Annotated in this window: 24 protein-coding genes; 19 read left to right on the forward strand and 5 right to left on the reverse strand. The window is 63.1% G+C overall.

Annotated features, from left to right (window positions below):
• Positions 1 to 46: 46 nt before the first annotated feature.
• The 11 genes from ACOOE1_RS06020 to ACOOE1_RS06070 all read left to right on the forward strand — a co-directional run bounded on the left by ACOOE1_RS06020 (position 47) and on the right by ACOOE1_RS06070 (position 10366).
• Complete coding sequence (locus tag ACOOE1_RS06020) at positions 47 to 820, forward strand: ABC transporter ATP-binding protein (RefSeq protein WP_292886869.1); 774 nt, start codon at positions 47 to 49, stop codon at positions 818 to 820.
• A gap of 26 nt (positions 821 to 846) precedes the next feature.
• On the forward strand, positions 847 to 1806 hold the full coding sequence (locus ACOOE1_RS06025; RefSeq protein ID WP_292886809.1) for a branched-chain amino acid ABC transporter permease: 960 nt from the start codon (positions 847 to 849) through the stop codon (positions 1804 to 1806).
• Between the two features lie 4 nt (positions 1807 to 1810).
• Positions 1811 to 2884 carry a branched-chain amino acid ABC transporter permease gene (locus tag ACOOE1_RS06030; protein ID WP_292886806.1) on the forward strand — a complete coding sequence of 358 codons (1074 nt, stop codon included), beginning with the start codon at positions 1811 to 1813 and terminating at the stop codon, positions 2882 to 2884.
• A 64-nt stretch (positions 2885 to 2948) separates the two neighbouring features.
• Complete coding sequence (locus tag ACOOE1_RS06035) at positions 2949 to 4307, forward strand: ABC transporter substrate-binding protein (RefSeq protein ID WP_292886803.1); 1359 nt, start codon at positions 2949 to 2951, stop codon at positions 4305 to 4307.
• Positions 4308 to 4371: 64 nt separating this feature from the next.
• Positions 4372 to 5205, forward strand: coding sequence for an ABC transporter ATP-binding protein (locus tag ACOOE1_RS06040; protein WP_420405435.1), 834 nt, complete (start codon positions 4372 to 4374; stop codon positions 5203 to 5205).
• Between the two features lie 42 nt (positions 5206 to 5247).
• Positions 5248 to 6486 carry a phenylacetate--CoA ligase family protein gene (locus ACOOE1_RS06045; RefSeq protein ID WP_420405436.1) on the forward strand — a complete coding sequence of 413 codons (1239 nt, stop codon included), beginning with the start codon at positions 5248 to 5250 and terminating at the stop codon, positions 6484 to 6486.
• A 103-nt stretch (positions 6487 to 6589) separates the two neighbouring features.
• A complete protein-coding gene (locus ACOOE1_RS06050) occupies positions 6590 to 7183 on the forward strand; it encodes a hypothetical protein (protein WP_420405437.1) in 594 nt (197 codons plus the stop codon).
• Positions 7184 to 7207: 24 nt separating this feature from the next.
• Entirely contained in the window at positions 7208 to 7501 is a 294-nt protein-coding gene (locus ACOOE1_RS06055; protein ID WP_420405438.1) for a hypothetical protein, read from the forward strand.
• A 91-nt stretch (positions 7502 to 7592) separates the two neighbouring features.
• Positions 7593 to 8795 carry a mandelate racemase/muconate lactonizing enzyme family protein gene (locus ACOOE1_RS06060; RefSeq protein ID WP_420405439.1) on the forward strand — a complete coding sequence of 401 codons (1203 nt, stop codon included), beginning with the start codon at positions 7593 to 7595 and terminating at the stop codon, positions 8793 to 8795.
• 37 nt (positions 8796 to 8832) lie between these two features.
• Positions 8833 to 9741, forward strand: a complete 909-nt coding sequence (locus tag ACOOE1_RS06065) for an EamA family transporter (RefSeq protein ID WP_420405440.1) — start codon at positions 8833 to 8835, stop codon at positions 9739 to 9741.
• A 64-nt stretch (positions 9742 to 9805) separates the two neighbouring features.
• A complete protein-coding gene (locus ACOOE1_RS06070; protein ID WP_420405441.1) occupies positions 9806 to 10366 on the forward strand; it encodes a glutathione peroxidase in 561 nt (186 codons plus the stop codon).
• 8 nt (positions 10367 to 10374) lie between these two features.
• On the opposite strand, the gene ACOOE1_RS06075 is transcribed toward ACOOE1_RS06070, so the two are convergent.
• Entirely contained in the window at positions 10375 to 10710 is a 336-nt protein-coding gene (locus tag ACOOE1_RS06075; RefSeq protein ID WP_420405442.1) for a hypothetical protein, read from the reverse strand.
• Positions 10711 to 10891: 181 nt separating this feature from the next.
• Between ACOOE1_RS06075 and ACOOE1_RS06080 the strand changes: the two genes are divergently transcribed.
• Positions 10892 to 11284 (forward strand): hypothetical protein, encoded by a 393-nt coding sequence (locus tag ACOOE1_RS06080; RefSeq protein ID WP_420405443.1) that lies wholly within the window; start codon positions 10892 to 10894, stop codon positions 11282 to 11284.
• A gap of 18 nt (positions 11285 to 11302) precedes the next feature.
• Here the strand turns inward: ACOOE1_RS06080 and ACOOE1_RS06085 are convergent, their stop codons facing one another.
• From ACOOE1_RS06085 to ACOOE1_RS06100, 4 genes are all read right to left on the reverse strand, one after another.
• On the reverse strand, positions 11303 to 12040 hold the full coding sequence (locus ACOOE1_RS06085; protein ID WP_420405444.1) for an SDR family NAD(P)-dependent oxidoreductase: 738 nt from the start codon (positions 12038 to 12040) through the stop codon (positions 11303 to 11305).
• Between the two features lie 166 nt (positions 12041 to 12206).
• Positions 12207 to 12854 carry a class I SAM-dependent DNA methyltransferase gene (locus ACOOE1_RS06090; RefSeq protein WP_420405445.1) on the reverse strand — a complete coding sequence of 216 codons (648 nt, stop codon included), beginning with the start codon at positions 12852 to 12854 and terminating at the stop codon, positions 12207 to 12209.
• A gap of 176 nt (positions 12855 to 13030) precedes the next feature.
• Positions 13031 to 13816: an enoyl-CoA hydratase gene (locus ACOOE1_RS06095; protein WP_420405446.1), complete on the reverse strand. Its 786-nt coding sequence runs from the start codon at positions 13814 to 13816 to the stop codon at positions 13031 to 13033.
• A 31-nt stretch (positions 13817 to 13847) separates the two neighbouring features.
• Positions 13848 to 15038: a CaiB/BaiF CoA transferase family protein gene (locus ACOOE1_RS06100; RefSeq protein ID WP_420405447.1), complete on the reverse strand. Its 1191-nt coding sequence runs from the start codon at positions 15036 to 15038 to the stop codon at positions 13848 to 13850.
• Positions 15039 to 15217: 179 nt separating this feature from the next.
• Here ACOOE1_RS06100 and ACOOE1_RS06105 point away from each other — a divergent pair, with 179 nt between their 5' ends.
• From ACOOE1_RS06105 to ACOOE1_RS06135, 7 genes are all read left to right on the forward strand, one after another.
• Positions 15218 to 15922 (forward strand): GntR family transcriptional regulator, encoded by a 705-nt coding sequence (locus ACOOE1_RS06105; protein ID WP_420405448.1) that lies wholly within the window; start codon positions 15218 to 15220, stop codon positions 15920 to 15922.
• 101 nt (positions 15923 to 16023) lie between these two features.
• Positions 16024 to 17019, forward strand: a complete 996-nt coding sequence (locus ACOOE1_RS06110; protein WP_420405449.1) for a Bug family tripartite tricarboxylate transporter substrate binding protein — start codon at positions 16024 to 16026, stop codon at positions 17017 to 17019.
• Positions 17020 to 17026: 7 nt separating this feature from the next.
• Positions 17027 to 17515 (forward strand): tripartite tricarboxylate transporter TctB family protein, encoded by a 489-nt coding sequence (locus tag ACOOE1_RS06115; protein WP_420405450.1) that lies wholly within the window; start codon positions 17027 to 17029, stop codon positions 17513 to 17515.
• Positions 17516 to 17536: 21 nt separating this feature from the next.
• A complete protein-coding gene (locus ACOOE1_RS06120) occupies positions 17537 to 19042 on the forward strand; it encodes a tripartite tricarboxylate transporter permease (RefSeq protein ID WP_420405451.1) in 1506 nt (501 codons plus the stop codon).
• Between the two features lie 76 nt (positions 19043 to 19118).
• Positions 19119 to 20216: a mandelate racemase/muconate lactonizing enzyme family protein gene (locus tag ACOOE1_RS06125; protein ID WP_420405452.1), complete on the forward strand. Its 1098-nt coding sequence runs from the start codon at positions 19119 to 19121 to the stop codon at positions 20214 to 20216.
• A gap of 402 nt (positions 20217 to 20618) precedes the next feature.
• Positions 20619 to 21533, forward strand: a complete 915-nt coding sequence (locus ACOOE1_RS06130; protein ID WP_420405453.1) for an amidohydrolase family protein — start codon at positions 20619 to 20621, stop codon at positions 21531 to 21533.
• A gap of 53 nt (positions 21534 to 21586) precedes the next feature.
• On the forward strand, positions 21587 to 23701 hold the full coding sequence (locus tag ACOOE1_RS06135; RefSeq protein WP_420405454.1) for an acetate--CoA ligase family protein: 2115 nt from the start codon (positions 21587 to 21589) through the stop codon (positions 23699 to 23701).
• Positions 23702 to 23727 lie beyond the last annotated feature (26 nt).

Genomic DNA, 23727 nt, shown 5'->3' on the forward strand with positions numbered 1-23727 from the left:
GTCCGGAGAGAGCGCAGCGCCCTCCGGCTACGCGGATACGCGAACCATCGGCGGTCCGATCCTCAGCGTCGAGAACATCGTGGTGAAGTTCGGCGGCGTCACCGCCATCAACGACGTCAGTTTCGATGTCCGGGAAGGCGAGATTCGCGCCATCATCGGTCCGAACGGCGCCGGCAAGTCCTCGATGCTCAACGTCCTGAACGGCTTCTACAAGCCGCGCTCGGGCAAGATCAATTTCGCCGGCCAGTCCTTCCCGGCGATGGATCCCTATTTCGCGGCATCGAACGGGATCGCCCGCACCTTCCAGAACATTGCGCTCTTCCGCGGCATGAGCACGCTCGACAACCTGATGACCGGGCGCATGCTGAAAATGAAGAGGAACTTCTTCTGGCAGTGCCTCTATTTCGGCCCGGCCCAGAAGGAGGAGCTCGAGAACCGCGCGCATGTCGAGCGGGTCATCGACTTCCTTGAGATCGCCGCGCTCCGCCGGACGCCGGTCGGCCGCCTGCCCTACGGGTTGCAGAAGCGGGTCGAACTCGGCCGCGCGCTGGCGATGGATCCGAAAATCCTCCTGCTCGACGAGCCGATGGCCGGCATGAACGTCGAGGAGAAGGAGGACATGTCCCGCTTCATCATCGACGTGAACGAGGAGTTCGGCACCACCGTGATCCTGATCGAACACGACATGGGCGTGGTGATGGACCTCTCCGACCGCGTCGTCGTGCTTGATTACGGCAGCAAGATCGCCGACGGCACGCCGGACGAAGTACGAGCGAACCAAGATGTCATCGACGCCTATCTCGGCGTCAGCCACGACTGACGTGCTGAGTTAAAGGAGAACACCCCGTGGAATTCCTCCATGCACTTCTGATTCAGCCGTTCGCCGACATGGTCATGGAACCGGCTTTCTTCATCGAGACCCTGGTCAAGGGCCTGATGGCCGGCGTGCTCTATTCGCTCGTCGCCCTCGGCTTCGTGCTGATCTTCAAGGCCTCCGGCGTCTTCAACTTCGCCCAGGGCGTGATGGCGCTGTTCGCAGCGCTGACACTGACGGGTCTGATGGAACTTCTCGAACCGTCCGGCATGCCGAAAGCGCTGATCGTTATCCTGGCAATAGCGGCAACGATTGTCGTGATGATCCTGCTGGCGCTGATCATCGAACGCCTCGTTCTCAGACCGCTGGTGAACCAGGAACTCATCATCCTCTTCATGGCAACCCTCGGCCTCTCCTACGTGCTCGAAGGTGCAGGCGACCTGCTCTGGGGCAGCGACGTGAAAGTGCTCGATATCGGACTGCCGACCGACGTCTGGGACATCAACGGAGTCTTCATCGAGCAGCTAGACGTGACCGCGGCGATCGCCGCCGGGTCGCTCGTCGCCGTGCTCGCGGTGTTCTTCACCAAGACCCGCATTGGCCGCGCGCTCCGCGCCGTCGCGGACGATCACCAGGCCGCCCTCTCGGTCGGCATCTCGCTGCAGCAGATCTGGGTCATCGTCTGGTCCGTCGCAGGCATCGTCGCGCTGGTCGCCGGCATCATGTGGGGCAGCAAGTCCGGCGTTCAGTTCAGCCTCTCGCTGATCGCGCTGAAGGCCCTGCCCGTGCTGATCCTCGGCGGCTTCACCTCGATCCCGGGCGCCATCATCGGCGGCCTGATCATCGGCGTCGGCGAGAAGATCGTCGAAGTCTTCTGGTACAGCGTCCATGGCGGCGCTGTTGAGAACTGGTTCGCCTTCATGCTGGCGCTCGTGTTCCTGATGTTCAGGCCACAGGGGCTGTTCGGCGACAAGATTATCGAAAGGGTGTAAGGCGATGCTGTATCGCGAGACAGGCCAGTTCAAACGGAACTATGCCGCTGACCAGCAGCTGTTCCCGATTTTCCAGGACAAGATCCTGCTTGGTGTGATCCTGACGGTCGCGCTCGCCGTGATTCCGTTCGTGATCAATGACTATTGGTCGAAGGCGATCCTTCTACCCTTCATGGTCTATTCGTTCATTGCGCTCGGCCTGAATATCCTGGTCGGCTATTGCGGGCAGATCTCGCTCGGCACCGGCGGGTTCATGGCGGTTGGCGCGTACAGCTCCTACAAGCTCTGCACCGCCTTCCCTGAGATGAACCTGGTCTTTGTGATCCTGCTCTCCGGAGGCTGTACGGCCGCGGTCGGCGTACTGTTCGGTCTGCCGAGCCTCCGGATCAAGGGCTTCTACCTCGCCGTCGCGACCCTGGCCGCGCAGTTCTTCCTGATCTGGATGTTCAACAAGGTTCCGTGGTTTTACAATTACGAGATGAGCCAGATCACCGCGCCGCCGCGCGAGATGTTCGGCTTCCTCGTCTCCGGGCCTCAGGCGTCTCCGACCGCCCAATACCTCTTCGTGCTCGGCTTCCTGATCGTCTTTACCTGGATCGCCCTCAACCTTGTGCGCGGCCGCATCGGCCGGAGCTGGATGTCGATCCGCGACATGGACATCGCCGCCGAACTGCTCGGTATCAAGCCGCTGAAGACCAAACTCTCCGCTTTCGCCGTTTCCTCTTTCTACATCGGCATCGGAGGTGCACTGATCTTCCACATCTGGCTCGGCACGGTCGAAGCGACAGAAGCCTTCGATATCCTGCAATCTTTCTTTGTCCTCTTCGCCATCATCATCGGCGGCCTAGGCAGTGTGCTCGGCGCCTATCTCGGGGCCGCCTTCATGGCGCTGATGCCGGTCGGCCTCAAGGTCGTGCTGGTGGACGGCGCCGGAATGGCCGTCGACACCGCCAAGCATATCGAAATCATGCTGGTCGGCAGCCTGATCATCTTCTTTCTTATCAAGGAGCCGCACGGTCTGGCACGCATGTGGCAGATCACCAAGGAGAAGCTCCGCCTGTGGCCATTCCCGTATTAACGGGAATCCGCCAGCGGACCGGACGCATTCGCGTCCGTCCGAACGATCACAATACGGGCTGCGAATGGCGCGGCCTCAAAACGGGAGGCAACAAATGAAATTAACCAGACTCGCATTAGCCCTTGGGGTGGCCGGGCTGTTCGCCAGCACGGCCGATGTTCCGAGCGCGCAGGCGAAGTACGACGCCTTTACGGTCCCGAGCCTCGTGTACCGCACCGGAGCCTATGCTCCGAACGGCATCCCGGTGGCCAACGGGTTCCTCGACTATTTCAACATGCTGAACGAGCGCGACGGCGGCATCGAGGGGATCAAGGTCAACGTGCTGGAGTGCGAGACCGCCTACAATACCAAGCAAGCCGTCGAGTGCTACGAGAACACCAAGAACGAAGGCCAATCCGGCGCACTTGCGATCAACCCGCGTTCAACCGGCGCCACCTATGCGTTGATCCCGAAAACCACAGAGGACAAGATTCCTCTGCTCACGCTCGGCTACGGCCGGACCTCCGCCGCCAATGGCAAAGTGTTCCCGTATATCTTTAATCCGCCGGGCACCTACTGGTCGCAGGCGACCGTGTTTATTAAGTATATCGCCCAGCAGGAAGGCGGGATGGAGAACCTGAAGGGCAAGAAGATCGCCCTCGTCTACCACAACTCCGCCTACGGCAAGGAGCCCATCAAGACGCTCGAAACGCTCGCCGCGAAACATGGCTTCGAGTTGATGCTGCTCCCGGTCGATCATCCGGGTCAGGAACAGAAGGCCACCTGGCTGCAGGTGCGCCGCGGCAAGCCGGACTGGCTCCTGATGTGGGGCTGGGGCGTGATGAACCAGGTCGCCATCAAGGAGGCCGCCGCGATCCGGTTCCCGATGGACAAGTTCATTGGTGTCTGGTGGTCCGGTTCCGAGAATGACGTTGCTCCTTCGGGCCCGGCCGCGAAAGGCTATCTCGCGGGAACGATGCACGCGCCCGGCTCGAATTTCGGTGCGCTTGAGGAGATCCGCAAACACCTTTACGCAAAGGGCAAGGGCGCCGGCGAGGAATCCCGCATCGGCGAGGTTCTGTACAACCGCGGTCTTCTGGAAGCGGTCCTGACCGCGGAAGCGATCCGCAACGCCATCAAGATCCACGGCACGACCGACATTCGGGGTGAACACGTGCGAGACGGCTTCGAGGCCATCAAGCTCGACGACGCCGCTTTCAAACGCCTCGACCTCGAGGGCTTCATGCCGCCGATCGAGATCACTTGCGAGAACCACGAGGGCAACGGGAAAATCGCCGTGCAACAGTGGGATCCTGATACCGGCAAATGGACCGTGGTGTCCGACTGGATCGAGCCGATGCGCGATCTGGTGAATGAATTGGTGTCAGAAGATTCGGCAGCTTTCGCGGCGGAAAATAATATTACGCCGCGTCAGTGCAACTGACAGACCTAACCGTGAACGGCGCCGGGACTCCGGCGCCGTTCTTCCCCAGTTGGAGGCATGAGACGTGAGCGCTGTCGAACAGGAAACCGGGACGGAAACGCCGATCCTTCGCGTCAACAACATCGAGGTCATCTACGACCACGTCATTCTGGTCCTGAAAGGCGTCTCGCTCGAGGTCCCGCGCGGCGGCATCGTCGCCTTGCTCGGTGGCAACGGCGCCGGCAAGACCACCACGCTGAAAGCCATTTCGAACCTGCTGAAATCCGAACGCGGCGAGGTGACGAAAGGCACGATCGATTTCGAGGGGCAGGCGATCCAGTCCATGACCCCGCACCATCTCGTCGAGAAGGGCGTCATCCAGGTGATGGAAGGCCGCCACTGTTTCGAGCATCTGACCGTCGAGGAAAACCTGCTGACCGGGGCTTTCACCCGCGGCGGCGACCGGGTCGGCATCGATCAGGACCTCGAGATGGTCTACACCTATTTCCCGCGCCTGCGCGAACGCCGCAACAGCCTTGCCGGCTACACATCCGGTGGCGAGCAGCAGATGTGTGCGATCGGACGCGCCCTGATGAGCCGGCCGAAAACCATCCTGCTGGATGAACCTTCGATGGGTCTCGCGCCGCAGCTGGTCGAGCAGATCTTCGAGATCGTGAAGAAGATCAACGAGCAGGAAGGCGTCTCCATCCTGCTGGCCGAACAGAACACCAATGTGGCACTGCGCTACGCCAAGTACGGCTACATCCTCGAGAGCGGCCGTGTCGTCATGGAAGGCGACGCGGAAATGCTGCGCTCGAACGAGGACGTGAAGGAGTTCTATCTCGGCCTCAGCACGAGCGGGCGGAAGAGCTTCCGCGACGTGAAGCATTACCGGCGCCGGAAGCGCTGGCTCGGCTGAACAAGACAGCATTCACATCCAATTGACTGGGATCTGCATCCGATGAGCGGCGAATTCTACGACGTGCTCGAAACGCGCGGTCCGGACGAACGCGAAAGCGCTCTGATGGCGGCGCTGTCGAAGCAGTTGGCACATGCCAAGGCTCAGAGCAGCTATTATGCCGCGCTCCTCGCCGATACGGATCCGGGCGCCGTCACCGACCGCAAGGCCCTCGCTGCCCTTCCGGTGACCCGCAAAGGCGAACTTCTGGAGTTGCAGAAAAAGAACCCGCCCCTTGGCGGGCTTAACGCGGTCGCTCCCAATGCGTTGGGGCGCCTCTACATGTCGCCGGGACCGATCTACGATGCCGAAGGGCTTGAGGGCGATCCCTGGCGTTTCGCCCGCACACTCTTTGCGGCCGGCTTCCGCAAGGGCGACATCGTTCACAACTGTTTCTCCTACCACCTGACCCCCGCCGGCATGATGGTCGACAGTGCAGCGCGCGCGATCGGCTGTGCTGTCTTCCCGGGCGGCGTCGGCAACACGGAAATGCAGGTCCAGGCCGCGGCCGACCTGAAGCCGAGCGGCTATGCCGGCACCCCGAGCTTCCTCAAGATCATCCTGGAGAAAGCCCGCGAGATGGGCGTCGATGTCAGCAGCCTGAAGAAAGGCCTGGTCGGCGGCGAGGCCTTGCCCCCGAGCCTGCGGGAGGAACTCTCCGAGCTCGGATGCGACGTGCTGCAATGCTACGGCACGGCCGATCTCGGGCTGGTGGCCTACGAGAGCCCGGCGCTGGAGGGCATGATCCTCGACGAGGGAGTGATCGTCGAGATCGTGCGCCCGGGGACCGGCGATCCGGTCCCCGAGGGAGATGTCGGCGAAATCGTGGTGACCACGCTGAATCCGAACTATCCCCTGATCCGTTTCGGCACCGGCGACATGTCGGCGGTGCTTGCCGGGACAAGTCCCTGCGGGCGCACCAACCAGCGCATCAAGGGCTGGATGGGCCGCGCCGACCAGACGACCAAGATCAAAGGCATGTTCGTGCATCCGGGCCAGGTCGCCGAGGTGGTGAAGCGGCATCCTGAACTTCGCAAGGCCCGTCTGGTCGTCACTGGACGGACCGGTGACGACGTGATGACCCTGCATTGCGAGAGTACGAGCCGGGACGACACCCTCGCCAAGGCGGTGGCCGCCTCCCTGCAGGCCGTGACCAAGCTGCGCGGCACGATCGAACTGGTGTCAGAAGGCAGCCTGGCCAACGACGGCAAGGTGATCGAGGACGCGCGCAGTTACGACTGACCCCCTGCCCTCGGTTAGCGCTCCACGTAATTCCCGCTCACATTAGGCATCCCCGAAACGTCAGGACTACAGCCCCGCCCGTAGTCCTGCGATCGAGAATGCCATGAGACCACTCACCGCCAGCGTCCTCTTCGGCGCCCAGCTCTTGCTCTACGCCTGTGCGACGCCGCCGCAGGTAAAAGAACTGTCTACCGCACAGATCGCCTACTTCAACACGGCGATCGAAGCGGTCCGCGCGCAGTCGGATGCCCTCATTCAAGCCGCGGAACGGATCAAGCGCGACGCCGAAGCCAGGATCAAGGCCCGCACCGTCGCCAGCAGGATTGATGTACGCGACGCCCTCAGTCCGCAGGCCGGACAGGCACGGCTCGATCCCACGGTCGTGGACGACCTGCTGAAAGGCCTGGAGAGCGCCAAGGAAAGCGAGCAGGAAAACATCGCCCGGCTGCAGACGACCATCGACGAGATCAAGGTGAAGATCGGCGACCTGAACCGCTATATCGCCAAAATGAAAGACGTTCAGGTCGCGCTCGACGCCTACATCCAGTCCGAGAAGGCCGGAGACAGCGTCGTGCAGGACATCCTGAAGCACCCGGATGTCGGCAATCTGCTCGGGTCGGTCTCTGCCACCCTGCCGGAACTCTCCGAAGCCACCCATACCCTCAAGCGCCTTCTGGACGATTTGCCGAGCGCCTGATCGCATCACAGACGGAGACCGGACATGACCATCGAAGAGCTGGAAGCAAGAATATCGGTGCTGATGAATGAGGCGAATCGCCTGACAGGTTCCGAACGCGCTCTGCTCCGCATCGAGATTCGGAATCTGCAGAACGAAATTGACGGCGCCGCCATCGAGGACATCCTTGAGCGCTTGAATGCGATCAAGTTGCCCGATCTCCAGAAGATCGACCGGCAGATAGAGGCCGCCAGGACTGCCGCCTCGGAGGAGGCGAAGCGCGAGGCCATCGGTGTCGCCCTCAAGGTCCTGCGCTCCGGTCTTGGATTGGTGCTCTAGCACCATCTGCCTTGTTCCCCGCACCATCTGGCGCAAGGACGCACTTCGCTCCACAATCCCCCTATCGGTTGTCTGCCGAGGGGGGTGAAAAATGTCAGCAAGAGTCTCCGCGATCGAAACCATCCGGGTCGAGGAATTCCCAAATCTGCTCTGGGTCCGCGTGGTCGCGGATGACGGGTCGGACGGCCTCGGCGAGACATTCTACGGGCCTGGCGCCGCGGAAGCGCATGTTCACGACATCATCGCACCGTACCTTCTCGGCAAGGATCCGTACCGGATCGAGCAGCATCAGCGCAGCCTGACCGGCTATGTCGGTTTCAGCGGCGCCGGCGCGGAGATGCGCGGCAGGTCCGCCGTCGATATCGCGCTCTGGGATCTCTTCGCCAAGGCGAAAGGCATGCCGCTGCATCAGGCCCTCGGCGGCGCGGTGCGGGACGACATCCGGGTCTACAATACCTGCGCCGGAACCCGCTACGTGCAGAACCGGCCTACCCAGGGAACGGACAATTTCGGGCTCGATGCATCGGGCGACGGCTACGAGGACCTCGACGCCTTTCTCAATCGCGCCGACGAACTTGCCTCCAGCCTGCTCGAAATGGGCATCACCGCGATGAAGATCTGGCCGTTCGACTACGCCGCGGAAGCCACCGGCGGCCATCACATCTCACCCCGCGATCTCGCGACCGCCATGGCCCCGTTCGAGAAAATCCGCGAGAAGCATGGCGACAAGATGGACATCATGGCCGAGCTGCACTCGATGTGGGACCGGCCGACCGCAATCAAAATCGCGCGGGCACTGGAGAGCATCGAGCCACTCTGGGTCGAGGATCCGGTCTTCATGGACAATCTTTCCAGCCTCGACGAGGTCGCGCGCGCGACCGCGGCGCCGATCGCGGTCGGCGAGACCCGTGGCGGCAGGGCCGATTACCGTCAATTGCTGGAAATGGAATCCCTCAGCCTGATCATCACCGACATCGCCTGGGGCGGCGGCGTCTCGGAGGCCCGCAAGATGGCCGCGATGGCGGATGCCTGGCACGTGCCCGTCGCCTTTCACGACTGTACCGGACCCGTGGTACTGGCGACTTCGACCCACCTCGCGCTCAATACCCACAACTGCTTCATCCAGGAGATGGTGCGCGCGTTCTATTACGGCTGGTATGGCACTCTGGTCACCCAACTCCCGCCGGTAGAGAACGGTCGCATCGGCGCTCCGGAAGGGGCCGGTCACGGCCTCAGCCTGCAGCCGGACATCCTCAAGCGCCCGGACTGCCATATCCGTCGATCCTCACTTTAAGATCGTCGCATAATTATCTGAATTAAAGGCGCTATACATGATCGAGCTTTGGATTCCGATCACCGTCGCTGCGGCCTTCTGCCAGAATCTCCGATCAGCCCTGCAGAAGCATCTGACGTCGAAGCTCAGCACATCCGGCGCAACCTTCGTGCGCTTCTTCTACGCTGTCCTGCCGGCCTGGCTCTATGTCTGGTTCCTGCGTGATTTCGTCGGGTTGGAGATGCCGGAGCCGCATGCTCTCTTCTTCGCCTATGCGGCGCTCGGAGGAGCGACCCAGATCGCGGCGACGGCGCTGCTGGTCTATCTCTTCGCCTTCCGCAACTTCGCCGTCGGGACGACCTATTCGAAGACAGAGACAGTGCAGGCGGCGATCTTCGGCATTGTCATTCTCGGCGATCCGCTGACCGCGGGCGCCATGGTCGCCATCATGATCAGCTTCGTCGGCGTATTGGCAATCTCGGCCGCCAAGCAGGCTGCGGGAATCAAGGGTATCGTACTCTCTCTGACCAGCAAGCCGGCGCTCATCGGGCTCGCCTCCGGTGCCTGTTTCGGCGTCTCGGCAGTCTCCTATCGAGCGGCCTCGCTTTCCCTCGGCGGCGAGGGTTTCCTCATTCAGGCCGGCTTCACGCTGGCCTGCGTCACCATCATGCAGACCGCGGCGATGGCGGCCTACATGCGCGCCCGCGAGCCCGGCCAGATCACCGCCGTGCTGCGGAACTGGAAAGTGGCCGCCGTCGTCGGCCTCAGCGGCATGGCCGCATCGGCGTGCTGGTTCACCGCGATGACGATCCAGAACGCGGCCTATGTCCGGGCCCTCGGCCAGATAGAGCTCGTCTTCACCTTTGCGGCGTCCTATTTCATCTTCAAGGAGAAGAGCAGCCGCATGGAACTGGCCGGCATCGGCCTTGTGGTCGCCGGCATCTTCGTCCTGCTGCTCAACACATGAGCCGCGCGCACGGACATCCGCCGCTCCAGGTACTGCTTAGAAGGGACGTCAGGAGGTTCTTGCCATGCAAATCGCCCGTACCATGCTCTACGCCGGCGCCGTCGCCGCATTGCTGTTCATGACGACCCCGGGGGATGCCGGGGCCACGAACGCCCACGATTTCTCCTTCGTCTCCATCGAGGGCGACCCGCTGCCGATGAAGTCCTACGCGGGCAAGGCGGTACTGGTGGTGAACACCGCCTCTTTCTGCGGTTTCACGAAGCAATATTCGGGCCTGCAGGCGCTCTGGGAGGCCTATCGGGACCGTGGACTCGTCGTCTTGGGGGTGCCGTCCAACGATTTCGGCTCCCAGGAGCCGGGGACGGAAGCCGAGATCAAGGAATTCTGCGAGGTGAATTTCGCCATCGATTTCCCGATGACCGAGAAGCAGGTGGTGTCCGGCGACAGCGCGCATCCGTTCTACCGCTGGGCGGCAGAAGAACTCGGCGCGCTGTCGAAACCGCGATGGAACTTCTACAAGATTCTGGTCGGCCCGGACGGACGAGCGGTCAACTGGTTCGCATCTACAACCGCACCGTCGGCGGACAAGCTCACCCGTGCCGTCGAAGCGGTGCTGCCGGACTGACCCTCAGACTATTGCGAGATCCTGATCTTCCGCTCCGCCACTTCGCCCGACATTTCCGAGGCGGGCACCAGGCGGTGACGGGTCGTCGTGTCATCTCCCTCGTCTTCGCCGCTGCCACCGCCAAAACTCATGACTGCCGCTCCCATGGCGAGCGCGCTGAAGGACGCGAAGAACGAGAAGCATAGGAGGAACGGCCCGAGCCAGATCGGCTCCGACTTCATGCTGAGCGTCGCGAGGCCCGCCACGTCGAAAAACAGCAGCCCCACCCCCATGGCGATCCCGGCGCCGCCACCGATGACGCCGTGACCAAAGAGAAAACGCAGCATCGGCGTTTCGATACGCATGTCAGTCTCTCCTTCCACCGTCTGGCGTCAACGTAGGACAACCTCTGCGGCGATACAATTGCACAGGATGCCGCATCCGCCCGTCCAAGGCGTGGGATTGCCTCTTTCCGAAATCGGTGTCAGTGCGTTATCAGTTCGCAGTGGAAATGGGCTCGCGTGCGCACACCAGCAGGAAACGGTCATGAACGACAAGTCGAATCAGGGTGGGGTCAAAACCGGATGGATGCGTGATATGAGCGCCAACGAGCGCCGTGCCTTCGACCGCGTGGTTTTCCGGATTGGCGGCGAGCTGTCGCTTCCCGACGGCAGCAAGGTTGCGGGAGAGATCGTCAATGTCTCGCTCGTCGGACTGCTCTTCACGCCGTCGACCCCGGTAGCATACCGGGGAGAGGCACATCTCGACATCGGGGACGAGGTTGCCGGCCTGAAGATCAATGTCGTCGATATGAGCGATGTCGGGCTGCATCTGGAGACCCTCCCGGACGAGACCGACATCCGCGACCTCGCCCTGAAGCATCCGTCGATCGCTCGACTGTTCCTGCCCTACATCTACCAGTACGATAGCGAAGATTGAGCCGGGCGGACCACGCGACTATTCGGGAATTCTACGTCCGTCCCAGCTGAAGACGCCGCCGCTGTCAGCCGGCGTGACCGCATTCACCACATCCAGCAGACAGGCTGCGGATTGTGCCGGTGTCAGAAGCCGACCTTCCGGGACGTTGGCCTGAAAGGGCTTCGACAATCCGGTATCGACGGTTCCCGGGTGCAGCCCGATACAAACGGCGTCCGGCGACTTGCGGGCGAGTTCGATCGAGAATCCCCGCAGGATCATGTTGAGAGCGGCTTTCGAGGCCCGGTACGCGTACCATCCGCCGAGCCGATTATCGCCGATACTCCCAACGCGCGCGGAGACCGCTGCGAAAACGGATTTGCCGGCTTTCGGCATTGTCGGGAGAAGATGCTTGCCGATCAGCGCGGGACCGATCGTGTTGATTCGCAACACCGCTGCCATGGCTTCGGCGTCGATAGAGCGCCAGGATTTTTCGGGTTTGATCGACGGTTCGCGATGCAGGATTCCCGAAGCCACGAAAATCAGATCCGGTTCGACTCCATCGCCCCGGATCTGTTCGGCGAGCCGCTCGATCAACGGCTCGTCTTCCAGATCAAGCGTCAGGGATATGACCTTCCCCGTATTTCGCGCTACCGGCGAACGGCTGGTCCCGTAGATCCTCCGGACACGGGGGTTGCGTTCAAGCAAGGACCGGACAGCCGCCCCGATCCCGCCGGAGGCGCCGACCACGACGGCCGTGAGTCCGTCGCGAAATGACATCAGGTCCGAAATTTCTATGGTTCTCCGTCTGCAAACCGTGGAGACAGAGACCTAGTGCATACCGTCCATCGGCCAAGAGCGTCAGGATCGATCCAACCGGCAAGGCGCGCGGCTCAGGTGTCAGATCGCGGACAAAACCGCAGGCCGGCGCGAGCCGATTCTCCGCTCAGCCTTGTGCCTTCTGAAAGACACCATAGATCGCCTCGACCTTGTCGGCGAAGTCGGGATTTCCCGGAAGATACGGCATCGGCGGGGAAATGTGACGCGCGGTCCAGCGGCCCTCCGCTTCCAGCCGCGCCAGCGACGCAGCAATTCCCCGGGACTGCCAGAAATCATCCCGGCTGGTGAAGACCACCACCCCACCCGGCCGGAGAATGCGCAGCCATTCTTCGAAGATGTGATCTTCCACGAGGTAGGTGAGAACGCCGATGCAAAGTATGCCCTCGACGCTCCCGTCTCCGAGCGCAAGCCTCTCGTTCAGGTCTGCGAAATCGAGACGGTCATAGACCTTTTTCGCGCGCGCGGCATCAAGGCTGCTCCGGGACGCATCGAATCCGATCAGTTCGCCGCCGGCCCCCGCCTTCCGCAAGGCCGCCCCGGTCATGCCGGTGCCGCATCCACAATCCAGAATGCGCGCAGTCTCGAATCCGGCGAGATATTCCTTCAACAGAGCCGCGGCCTTTTCCGGTGCTTCGTAACCCCAGTCCGCAAGCTCCCGGTCGTAGCTGTCTGCCCAGGCGTCGTAGCTCTCGGCGTTCTCGGCCCCGTCGCGCGAAACCTTCCCGTCGGTCCGAATGATCTTCTCATGGCTCATGTGCGATCTCCCGTTTCGGGGAGCTTAGCATCGCGGAAAATCTCAATCCCCCGCCGATCCCTCCTGTCCCACCATGCGGGAAAGGTTTTCGGATCCCGATGCAGTAGCTCACGCCGGCCGGCCGCGGGAGCAAACCGGACCGGGCGCAGCCGCAAGGCGCCCGGTCCGGCCCAGGGTCAGCGCCCTTTGAATTCGGGTTTACGCTTCTCCATGAAGGCCCGCCGGCCCTCGATATAGTCCTCGCTGGCGAAACACGCCGTCACCATGTCCGCGCATTTCTGCAAATCGCGGACGCTCTCGTCCTTCTGCGTCTCGTTGACGATCGCCTTGACCGAATTCACCGTCATCGGCGCGTTTTCGGAGATGGTGCGGGCGTAATCGAGGCAGAACCGCTCCACCTCCGCGTCCGGCACAACCCGGTTCACGAGCCCCATGATACGGGCATCCTCGGCATCGTAGCGGCCTGCGGTAAAGAAGATCTCCTTGGCGAAGCTCGGGCCGACGAGGTTGGCGAGACGATTGATCCCCTCATAGCCGTAGCCGAGACCCAGCTTCGCGGCCGGGATGGCGAATTTCGAGCTCTCGCCGCAGATCCGCAGGTCGCAGCACACGGCCAGCGCAACGCCGCCCCCGACGCAGAAGCCGTCGATCTGCGCGATGACCGGCTTCGGAAAGCCCTCGACCTTGTTGTAGACCCGGGCCGTCTGGGCATTGTACTTGGCGACGCCGTCGGCGCTGGCGCGCTCCGACTCGAACTTGGAGATGTCGGCACCGGAGACGAAGGCTTTGCCGCCGGCCCCGGAGAGGATGAGGATACGGACACTGTCATCCTCGGAGAAGCGGTCCAGCGCGGCCTCGACCGCTTCCCACATCTCGAGCGAGACGGCGTTCCGCTTTTCCGGCTGGTTGAAAATGATACGGGCGATCGCCCCGTCCTGGCTTGTGATGATCTTGTCGGTCATGGTCTGTTGTTTTCCTCGCCTTGAGAATTGATCAGATGACGCCGTCGCGCCGGAGGGTCTCGATTTCTGCGGCCCCGAAGCCGAGTGCCGTCAGGACTTCGTCGTTATGTTCGCCCGCCGTCGGGGGCGGCGCCGCGATCTTCGACGGCGTGCGGCTCATATGGATGGGCTGGCCGACAAGATGCGTGTCGCCACGCTCGTGCGATCTGACCGGCTGCGCAAGTTCCAGATGCTCGACCTGCGGGCTCTCGAAGACCTGGCGGATATCGTTGATCTCGCCGCAGGGCACCCCGGCCCCGTTCAGCTTCTCGATCCAGTTGGCCATGGTGTCCTGACGGGTCACGGCCTCGATCTCGGCATTCAAAGCGTCTCGGTTCTCCGAACGCGCGGCCCCGTTTGCATAATCCGGATTCTCGTTCCATTCGGGCTTGCCCATCGCGGCACAGAAGCGCTCCCAGATCGCCTGCCCGGCGACAGCGATGTTCATGTACCCGTCCGAGGTCGCGAAGACACCGGTCGGAATGCTGGTCGGGTGGTTGTTGCCGGCCTGCTTCGGAATGTCGCCATCGACCAGCCACCGCGCCGCCTGGAAATCCAGCATGAAGACCTGGGCCTGCAGCAGCGAGGTCTGCACCCATTGCCCCTTACCCGACTGCTCACGTTCGAGCAGCGCCAGCAGGATGGCCTGCGCGCAGAAAATACCGGCGGTCAGATCCGCGATCGGAATCCCGACCCGCATCGGGCCCTCGCCCGGCTTGCCGGTGATCGACATGAGCCCGCCCATACCCTGTGCGATCTGATCGAACCCGGGACGCTTGGAAAGCGGGCCGTCCTGACCAAAGCCCGAGATCGAGGCGTAGACCAGTCCGGGATTGTCCTTCGACAGAGTCTCGTAATCGATTCCGAGGCGGAATTTCACGTCCGGCCGGAAATTCTCGACGATCACATCCGCCTCACGCGCGAGCTTGCGGAAAATCTCGAGACCGCGCTCCTCCTTGAGATTGAGGGTGAGGCTGCGCTTGTTGCGATGAAGGTTCTGGAAATCGGCCCCCTCGCGGGGACCTCCGAGCTGCCCGGCATTGTCCGTGACCGGCATTTCGACCTTGATGACGTCGGCGCCCCAATCCGCGAGCTGGCGCACGCAGGTCGGGCCCGACCTGACGCGGGTCAGATCCAGAACCTTGTATTTGTTGAGTACCGTGCTGGCATTTTCGATGCCCATTTGTGACGTTTTCCTCCGGCTCGACTTCGCTATGAGTGGTCTGTTTCTCCGGCACGCTTGGTTGCGTGCGGCTGTCGTCGACGGAAGGACCATATGTATTTTGCTAATTGTTGACAATCTGCATTTCGGCCCTCTACTGTCATCAGCAACGAGGAAACGCTCATAAAAAGACTGCGAAATTGGACAAACCATTTCACGCTAGCGATCATGCGACTCTCTCGATCCGCGTTCAGCGCGAGATCGAACGGCGCATCATGACAGGGGAAATCGCCGCCGGAGACCGGATCGGCGAAGTCCAGCTCGCAAAGGATCTCGGCGTCAGCCGCGGCCCCATCCGCGAGGCCCTCCGCACGCTCGCCCAGGCCGGCCTGATCGAAATCCAGATGAACCGCGGTGCGGTTGCCCGTTCCATCGGCCTCAACGAAATCAAGAATCTCTATGCCCTGCGCGGTGCGCTCTTCGCTCTCGCCTGCCAGGAAGTCGCGCGCCTGCACGATTCCGAAACGGTCACGCTGCTGAAGAACAACATGGCAGCGGCACGCGCCGCCCTCGCCCAGGACGACAAGGACACCTACTACCGGCTGAATGTCGAATTCCACAGCGCGATCGTCGACCATTCCGGCAATCCGCGCGCCATCGAGGTCTATCACGCCGTCGTCAAGGAAATGCACCTGTTTCGCAGACGCGGCCTGTCGAACGTCCCGAACATCGCGGAGTCCGTTCGCGAGCACGAGGCCATTCTCGCGGCCATCGAGTCCGGAGATCCGGATGCCGCACGCGAGGCCGGACGCATTCATATCGATGGCGGCCGCCGCCGCTTCCTCGACACCCTGAACCAGGACCAGCCGCATCAGCAAGACGAGGCAGACCAGAAAATGGTTTGAGATCCGACCAGGCGCCCGTCCACCACAAGACCAATGGACCAACCAACGGGCCGGCCGACAAGGTCCGGTTCGCAACACCCGAAGGACAATGGAGGAAACAAATGTCCGATTCAGTGCTTCACAATCGCAGAGACTTCCTGAAAACAGCAGCGCTCACCGGCGTCGCCGGCGCGTCCCTGGCGACGTTCGGCGGATCGGCGCATGCCGCCGACTTCCCGGCCGAGACCCTCAATGTCGTCACCCATGCCGGCCCCGGCGGCGGCACCGACATCACCACCCGGATGATGATGCTGCGCGCCCGCCGCGTCTTCAAACAGGACATGGTGGTCGTCAACAAGCGCGGCGGCAGCGGCTCGGCGGCGCTGATGTACACGCATTCCCGCCCGCGTGACGGCTACACCTTCATGACCATCACCCAGTCGCACATCTTCCAGATCGTGCAGAAAAAGGTGCCGGTCACGATCGACGATATGGTCGGCCTCGCCCGCGCGACCGACGATCCGCAGATCGTCTCCGTCGGCGCCGGCAGCAAGATCAAGTCGCTGGACGACCTGATCGCCGCGTCCAAGGACAAGGAAGGCGGGCTCAAGTGGGGCACCACTTTCGTCGGCGGCGCAGACCATGTCGGCATCCACAACTTCGCCAAGGCCGCCGGCGGCATCCCCTACACCATCGTTCCGTTCAAGGGCGGCGGGGATATCGTCACCAACCTCGTCTCGGGCAATGTCGACGTCGCGCTGCTGAATTATGCCGAGGGCGAATCCCAGTACAATGCCGGTGAACTACGCCCGGTCGTCAGCCTTTCCGAAGAGCCGATCGACGCGCTCGATGGCGTCAAGACCGCCCGCGACGCCGGGGTCGATGCGCTGGCCTCCACGGTCCGCGGTTTCGCCTGCCTTTCCGGCGTCGAGCAGAATCGGGTGGATGCCCTCAGCGATGGCCTCGTGAAAGCCATGAAACACAGCGTCTACCAGGGTTACCTCGCGTCCGGCGGCATGCCGAAGAGCAGCGTGGTCGGGTCGGAAAAATGGACCGCCCATATTCGCCGCATCTACGACGAGAGCACCACCGCTCTGACCGAACTCGGAATGCTCTGAGGACATAATGACGAGCGAAAACGAAACCGGCCGGGCTGCTACGGCGGCCCGGCTTCCGCGCGACTTTGTGGTCGGCGCCGGCGTGCTGGCGTTCTGTGCGATCGCTTACTTCGTCACCCTGGACTTCAAGGAGGCCCCGGCCGCGGTGGCCCAGAACGTCCAGCCCGCAACCTTTCCGCGCCTCGTGATCTCGGTGCTCACGGTGCTCGCGCTCGCCCTCATGGCGATCTCTTTCCGTGCCGATTCGAAACCGGCGCGCAGCATCCCTCTGATGGTCCCGATGACCGGAGCGATGATGCTGGGCTTCGTCCTTCTGTTTCAGTCCGCCGGCATCATCATTGCCATGGCGGCCTTCTGTCTCGCGATGCCGCTGCTCTGGGGCGAACGGCGCTGGCACATCATCCTGCCGTTTGCGGTGCTGTTTCCGGCCGCGATCTATTCTCTCTTCGCGATCGGCCTCGACGTTCATTTCGACGCCGGGCTTTTCGGTCTCTAACCTCCTGATTGGTGCTCCCTGATGGAAGCTTTCCTGTCCGCCCTCGCGGCCTTTGCCGATCCCTACCTGCTCGGCGTCGTCCTCATCGGGACGATCGGTGGCGTGTTGGTCGGCGCCATGCCCGGCCTCAGTTCGACCATGGCAACCGCACTCCTCCTGCCTTTCACGCTCACCATGGACCCGATCCCCGCCATCGCACTCCTCAGTGCGCTCTATTGCGCCGGGACCTTCGGCGGTTCGATCACAGCAATCCTGGTCAACGCGCCGGGCGCTCCCCCCGCCGCCGCCACAGCGTTCGACGGCTATCCCCTCGCGCAGAGAGGCCAGGCCGGCATGGCGCTCGGCATGGCCGCCGTCAGCAGCGTCATCGGCGGCATCTTCAGCGTCGTCGTGCTCATCATCGCGGCCCCCCTGCTCTCTCGGGTGGCCTATAATTTCGGCCCGCCGGAATATTTCGCGCTCGCGCTCTTCGGTCTCTCCATGCTGGCGACGATCAGCGGCGAGTCGGCGGTGAAGAACCTGATCGGCGGTGCTCTCGGCGTATTGCTGGCCACGGTGGGAATGGACTTCACCACTGGTGTCGACCGTTTCACCTTCGGCTATTGGGAGATTTCCGAAGGCATCCATTTCATCCCGGTGATGATCGGCCTCTTCGCCGGCTGCGAGTTCCTGACCCAGGCCTCGAAGCTCAAGCAGAAACGCGTCCGGGCGATGCTGGATGCCGTCAAGCTGCCCGGCTGGCACGATTTCAAACGCTGCATCGGGACCATCGCCCGATCCTGTGGTATCGGCTCCTTCATTGGCCTGCTGCCGGCCGAGGGCGGAACCGTCGCGGCAATGATCGGCTATAACGAGGCCAAGCGCTGGGCGAAGGACAAGAGCGGGTTCGGCAAGGGCGATATCCGCGGTGTCGCCGGCCCTGAAGCGGCCAACAACGCCGCCACCGGCGCCGCAATGGTGCCGACGCTCGCCCTCGGCATCCCCGGGAGTGCGACCACCGCCATCATTCTCGGCGCGCTGCTGGTGCACGGTCTGCGGCCGGGCCCGCATCTCTTCACCGAAACGCCGACCCTGCTCTACGCGATCTTCCTCTCCATGCTGCTCGCGAACTTCGCTTTCGCCGCCTTCGGCTTCGTCGGCGCCAAACTGTTCGCACGAGTCACCCTGATCCCGATCGAGTTCCTGTGGCCGGCGGTGTTCGTGCTCGCCTCGATCGGCTCCTATGCACTCGAACAATCGATCCTCGACGTCTGGATCATGCTGACGGCCGGCCTTCTCGGTTTCGTGCTGAAGCGCTACGGCTTCTCCGCGGCACCGATCATCATGGGCCTGATCCTCGGCGAACTGGTGGAGAACAGCCTGAAACAGTCGCTGATCATCTTCGACCACGACTGGCTGCGGTTCCTGGAGCGCCCGATCGTCGTGACCTTCCTGGCCCTGACGCTCGCCTCGATGGTCTGGCCGATCGTCTCGCTGGTGAAGTCACGGCAACAGGCGCGCCGGGCCGCCAAAGCGGGCGGCGCCTGAAAAGACCAGACCTTATAAAAACAGGGCGGCCTTCGGGCCGCCCTGTCTCGTTTTATCTGTCCGCCCGGGGACCGTCATGAAAATCACCCGCGTCGCTACAAGCATCCACCGCCCGGTCTCGGCCGGCGAAGAGGGCAGAAGCGCCGTCTATGCCGGAACCGACGGACCGGTCTTCGTGCGCTGCCGAGTCGAAACCGACGAAGGACTGACCGGGAACGGATTTACCGGACGGTTTCTTGCAGCGGAGGTGGCGCATTTCCTGAACGGCGCACTCGGGACGGCAGCACTCGGAATGGATCCGCTCGATCCGGACCTCGTCAATGGCCTGGAGGCGAAATTCAATCCCCGCGCCATGACCGGTGTTGTTGTCTCCGCTTTCTCGGCATTCGAAATCGCACTGACCGACATCCGCGCCCGGGTCGCTGGCAAGAGCATCGCCGGCCTGCTCGGCGGCAAGCGCGACAGCGTGCCGGTGCATGTGACATGCGGGCTCCCCCATCTCGACATGGACGCGCTCCAGGCGACCTGCCGAGACGCCGTGGCGGAGGGCGCGGCAGGTGTGAAGGTAATCATCGCGGACAGGTCACGGTGCTGGGAAGAGGACGCAGAGCGGATCGTCGCCGTTCGCGAGGCGATCGGGGACGATGCGGATCTGATCGCCGACGCGAACTGCAAGCTCCCTTATGAGAAGGCAGTACGCTTCGCGAAACGCGCCCACGCCGCACATCTCGCCTGGCTGGAGGAGCCCCTGCCCGCCAACGATCCGCCCGCTCTCGCCCGCCTCTCCGAAGAAACCGGCGTACCGCTCGGCGCCGGACAAATGGAGCAGTCTCCCTACCGGTTCCGGCAACTCATCGACCAGGGCCGTATCGCCGTCATCCAGCCCAACGCCGTCTTCGCGGGCGGGTTTTCAAGGGCGCTGGAGGTGATGCGTATGGCCGAGGATCACGACCGCCTGATCTGCCCCGCCGGCGGCTGGGATTTCGTGAACCTGCATTTGATGGCCGGCGCGACGGCGCGCGGCGCGATGGAATACCACGCGGGCCATGCGGCGATCGTCCGATGCATCACCGGAAGAACGCAACAACCGGAAAACGGATGCCTCGCCGTTCCGAATGCGGCCGGGCTCGGAATCGGAATCGACGAGAACGCTCTCGAGACGGCACGGCTCTAGCCCGCACCCTGCGCCGGCAAGCGCACAGCACCTGCCGGAAGGGGCGACCGCGGCGGCCATCGCGTGTCCCTGCATCGGCCGGCGCTTCCATGGCCCCAAGGCTCAGTCTGCCGACAGCCGGCAAGAAGCCTCTTGCGGCCCGACCGGACTGCGGGAACAGCGCTTCCGGCGATGTCGCAGACCGGAATACTCTCGGTTGCGGCCCCTTGCGGGCATCAATTCGCTCGCGTCATCCCATGCAATTCCGGATACTGAGGTGCACCAGAAGAGCGCTCGCTCGATTTCGAACCAACCCGTCAAGAACGGGGTCAACCAGGAAAAGATTCTCACGGGGCTGTCCCGGACAACCTCTTCGCGGGTTATCCGGGACAGCCCCTTCGAGAACGTTCAGAAGGGAAGGAAATGCGTCCGATCATCGACATGGAAATCGAAGCGCCACTCTCCGAAGCCGCATTGCGCGCCCAGGAGATCGGCAAGGGCCGGCCCGGCACCCCGACGGGAGAGCATCTCGACAGGCCTGCGGGATACGGCTTCGCCAATTACGGCACCGTCTTCGGCGGCGGCTCGACCGGATCGGCGACGAAAGGCTTTCCGCCGGAGGAATGGGAACGACAGCTCGATGCCATCGTCTCCGACATGGATCGGGCGGGCATCGAGTACGGTTTCCTCTGCAACATGCTGAACAGCGAGATCGGCAAGATCCATCGCCGGCATCCCGGCCGTTTCCGCATGTTCGCCCTGATCGATCCGATGGACGGCATGCGCGGAGTCAGGGAGCTCGAGCGGCTGGTGAAGGAGGACGGCGCCAACGGCTTCCGCGTCACCGCGCTCAGCAACTGTCTGCCGGCCAGCGATCGGCGCTACTATCCGCTCTACGCCAAATGCGTCGAGCTGGGCCTGCCGGTCAAGATCTACAGCACCATGAACTACGCCAACGACCGGCCCTACGATCTCGGCCATCCGCGCCATCTCGACCAGGTCGCCATCGACTTTCCGGAATTGAAGATCGTCGCCGGGCTCGGCGGCTGGCCCTGGGTCCCGGACATGGTCGGTCTGCTCGCCCGCCACCCCAATCTTTTTTGCGACACCTCGGCCCACCGGCCACGCTATTTTGCCAAGGCCGGGGCCGGCTGGGAGATGTTCATGCAGTTCGGCAACAGCCGCCTGCAGGACAAGATCATGATCGGAATGTCGCGCTATCTCTTCGGTTGCCCCTACGAGGAACTGATCGAGGAATACAGCCAGCTTCCGCTGAAGGAGAAGGTCCTGGAGAAATGGTTCTACGGCAACGCCAAGAGGTTCTTCGACGGCGACTGATCCCGTCATTTCCCGACCGCACGCTCACCACTTTCGCATAAAGAGGGGTCACGATGACCAGAGATGTCACGTCTCTCATGCGCCCGCAGGCGATCGCCGTAGTCGGCGCGTCAGCAACGAAACGGGCGCAGGGCAACGCCGTGATCGAGAACCTGCTGAGCCGCGATTGCACACGCAGGATCATCCCGGTCCATCGCAGCGCGGAGGAGATCCAGGGTCTCGCCACCGTCGCCTCGATCGCCGAGCTGCCGGACGGCACCGACCTCGCCATCGCCTCCGTCCCGGCCGCCGCCGCCACCGAAACGGCGCGGGCGCTCGAGGCGAAAGGCGTAAAGTCGGCGATCTTTTTCGCCTCGGGATTCACGACAGAAGCGGCAGACGCCTTCCGTGCCTTTGCTGCCGGGAGTCCGATGAATATCCAGGGACCGAACTGCATGGGCCTGATCAATCTCAATGACGGCCTCTTCCTTTACCCGGCGACGACCTCGAGCAAGATCCGACCGGGCAAGGTCGCCTTCATCGCGCAGTCCGGTTCGGCGGCGATCACGCTGATGAATTCGGCCGAGTTCGGGATCTCGAAGATCGTCACCGTCGGCAGCGAGTTCCAGCTCACCGCCGCCGACTACATGGACTGGCTCGCGACGGACGATGAAACTGTGGCGATCGGCGTGGTGCTGGAGGCGATCCAGGACCCGGAAGCCTTTGCCCGCGCCGCGCAGCGGATCTTCGAGAACGGCAAGTCCCTTGTCGTCCTGAAGGTCGGCAATTCGGAAGTCGGATCCGCCGCGACCCTTGCCCATACCGGCTCGATGACCAGCGACGCTGATACCTACCGGCTCTATTTCGAGGCGAACGGCATCGCCACCGTCGAGGATTACGACGAACTGAATGCCGCGCTGGAGATCCTCTCACTCCACGGGCACCGCCCGAATGCGCGGACCCTCGCGATTGTCGGCATTTCCGGCGGTCAGACCGCGCTCGCCTGCGACATCGCAGCCAGTGTCGGGGTCGAGCTCGCGCGCTTCGGAGAAGCGACGGTCCGGCAAATCGGCACGGTCTCTCCCGGCACGCTGGCACAGAACCCGATCGATTTCGGCTCGGTGACGGACGAAGCCGCCCGCGATATCGCCGGGACGATGAGCGCCATCCTTGCCGATGAAGGGATCGACATGCTGGCCGTTGTGCAGGACAGCCAGGCCGGTCTTCATCCGAAATCGCTTGAATCCTATACCACTCCTATCGACGCCTACTGCCGCAGCGCGGATGGTGCGGCGAAACCCATCGTGGCGATCTCCGCCACCTCGGAGGATATCCATCCGGATATCCGTTCGAGATTCGAGAGCCACGGCATCCCCATCGTCAGCGGCCTTCGCGAGGGTCTCGTCGGGATCCGGGCGCTTGCCCGCCCCAGCCCCCGTCCGCCTGTCAACGTGGCGAAAACCCGCAAAACGGACGCCAGGAAGTCCTGTGCGCTTGCCCTGGTCGCGGAAGAGGTGGCGAGTGGACGCACCCAGCTCACGGCGCAAAGCGGCCTGGAGATCCTCACCTCATACGGCATTCCGGTCGCGCGGTCGCTGGTCGTCCGGGACGCCGCCGAAGCGGCGGCAAGAAGCGCGGAGATCGCCTTCCCGCTCGCAGTGAAGGTCGCGTCGAAGGACATCGCGCACCGCTCGGAGCTCGGCGGCGTCGCGCTCGGCGTCGTGGATATGGAGGGCATAGAGGAGGCAATCGCGCGGATCGCGGGGAATGTCGCCAAAGCGGCGCCGAATGCCATCATCGATGGCTACGAGCTGCAAGAGGACGTTCGCGGTGATCTCGAGGCGGTGGTGGGGTTCGTCGCCTCCCCGCCCTTCGGCATCAAGGTCATGGTCGGCAGCGGCGGGACGCTGGTCGAGTTGACGGACGATCTGGCGATGGCGCTGGCGCCGCTGACCGTGGCCGAGGCGGAAACGCTCATCGCCGCGACGAAGCTCGGCAGGCGTCTGGATGGCTACCGCAACCTTATTCCCCGGACCGACACCCGGCCGCTTGCAGAACTGGTCTCGGACCTTTCCCTGCTGGCACAGGAACTTGGCGCGCGGATCACCTCCTGCGACCTCAATCCGGTGATGATCCGCGCCGGCTCGGGCAAAGTCGCCACCGTCGATGTCCTTATGACGGTGGCGTGAGGCAACGAGCCCGGCCGGTCGCCGCC

Origin of the sequence: Nisaea sp., from assembly GCF_965216895.1 — a bacterium.
In the GTDB taxonomy this organism is placed as follows: domain Bacteria; phylum Pseudomonadota; class Alphaproteobacteria; order Thalassobaculales; family Thalassobaculaceae; genus Nisaea.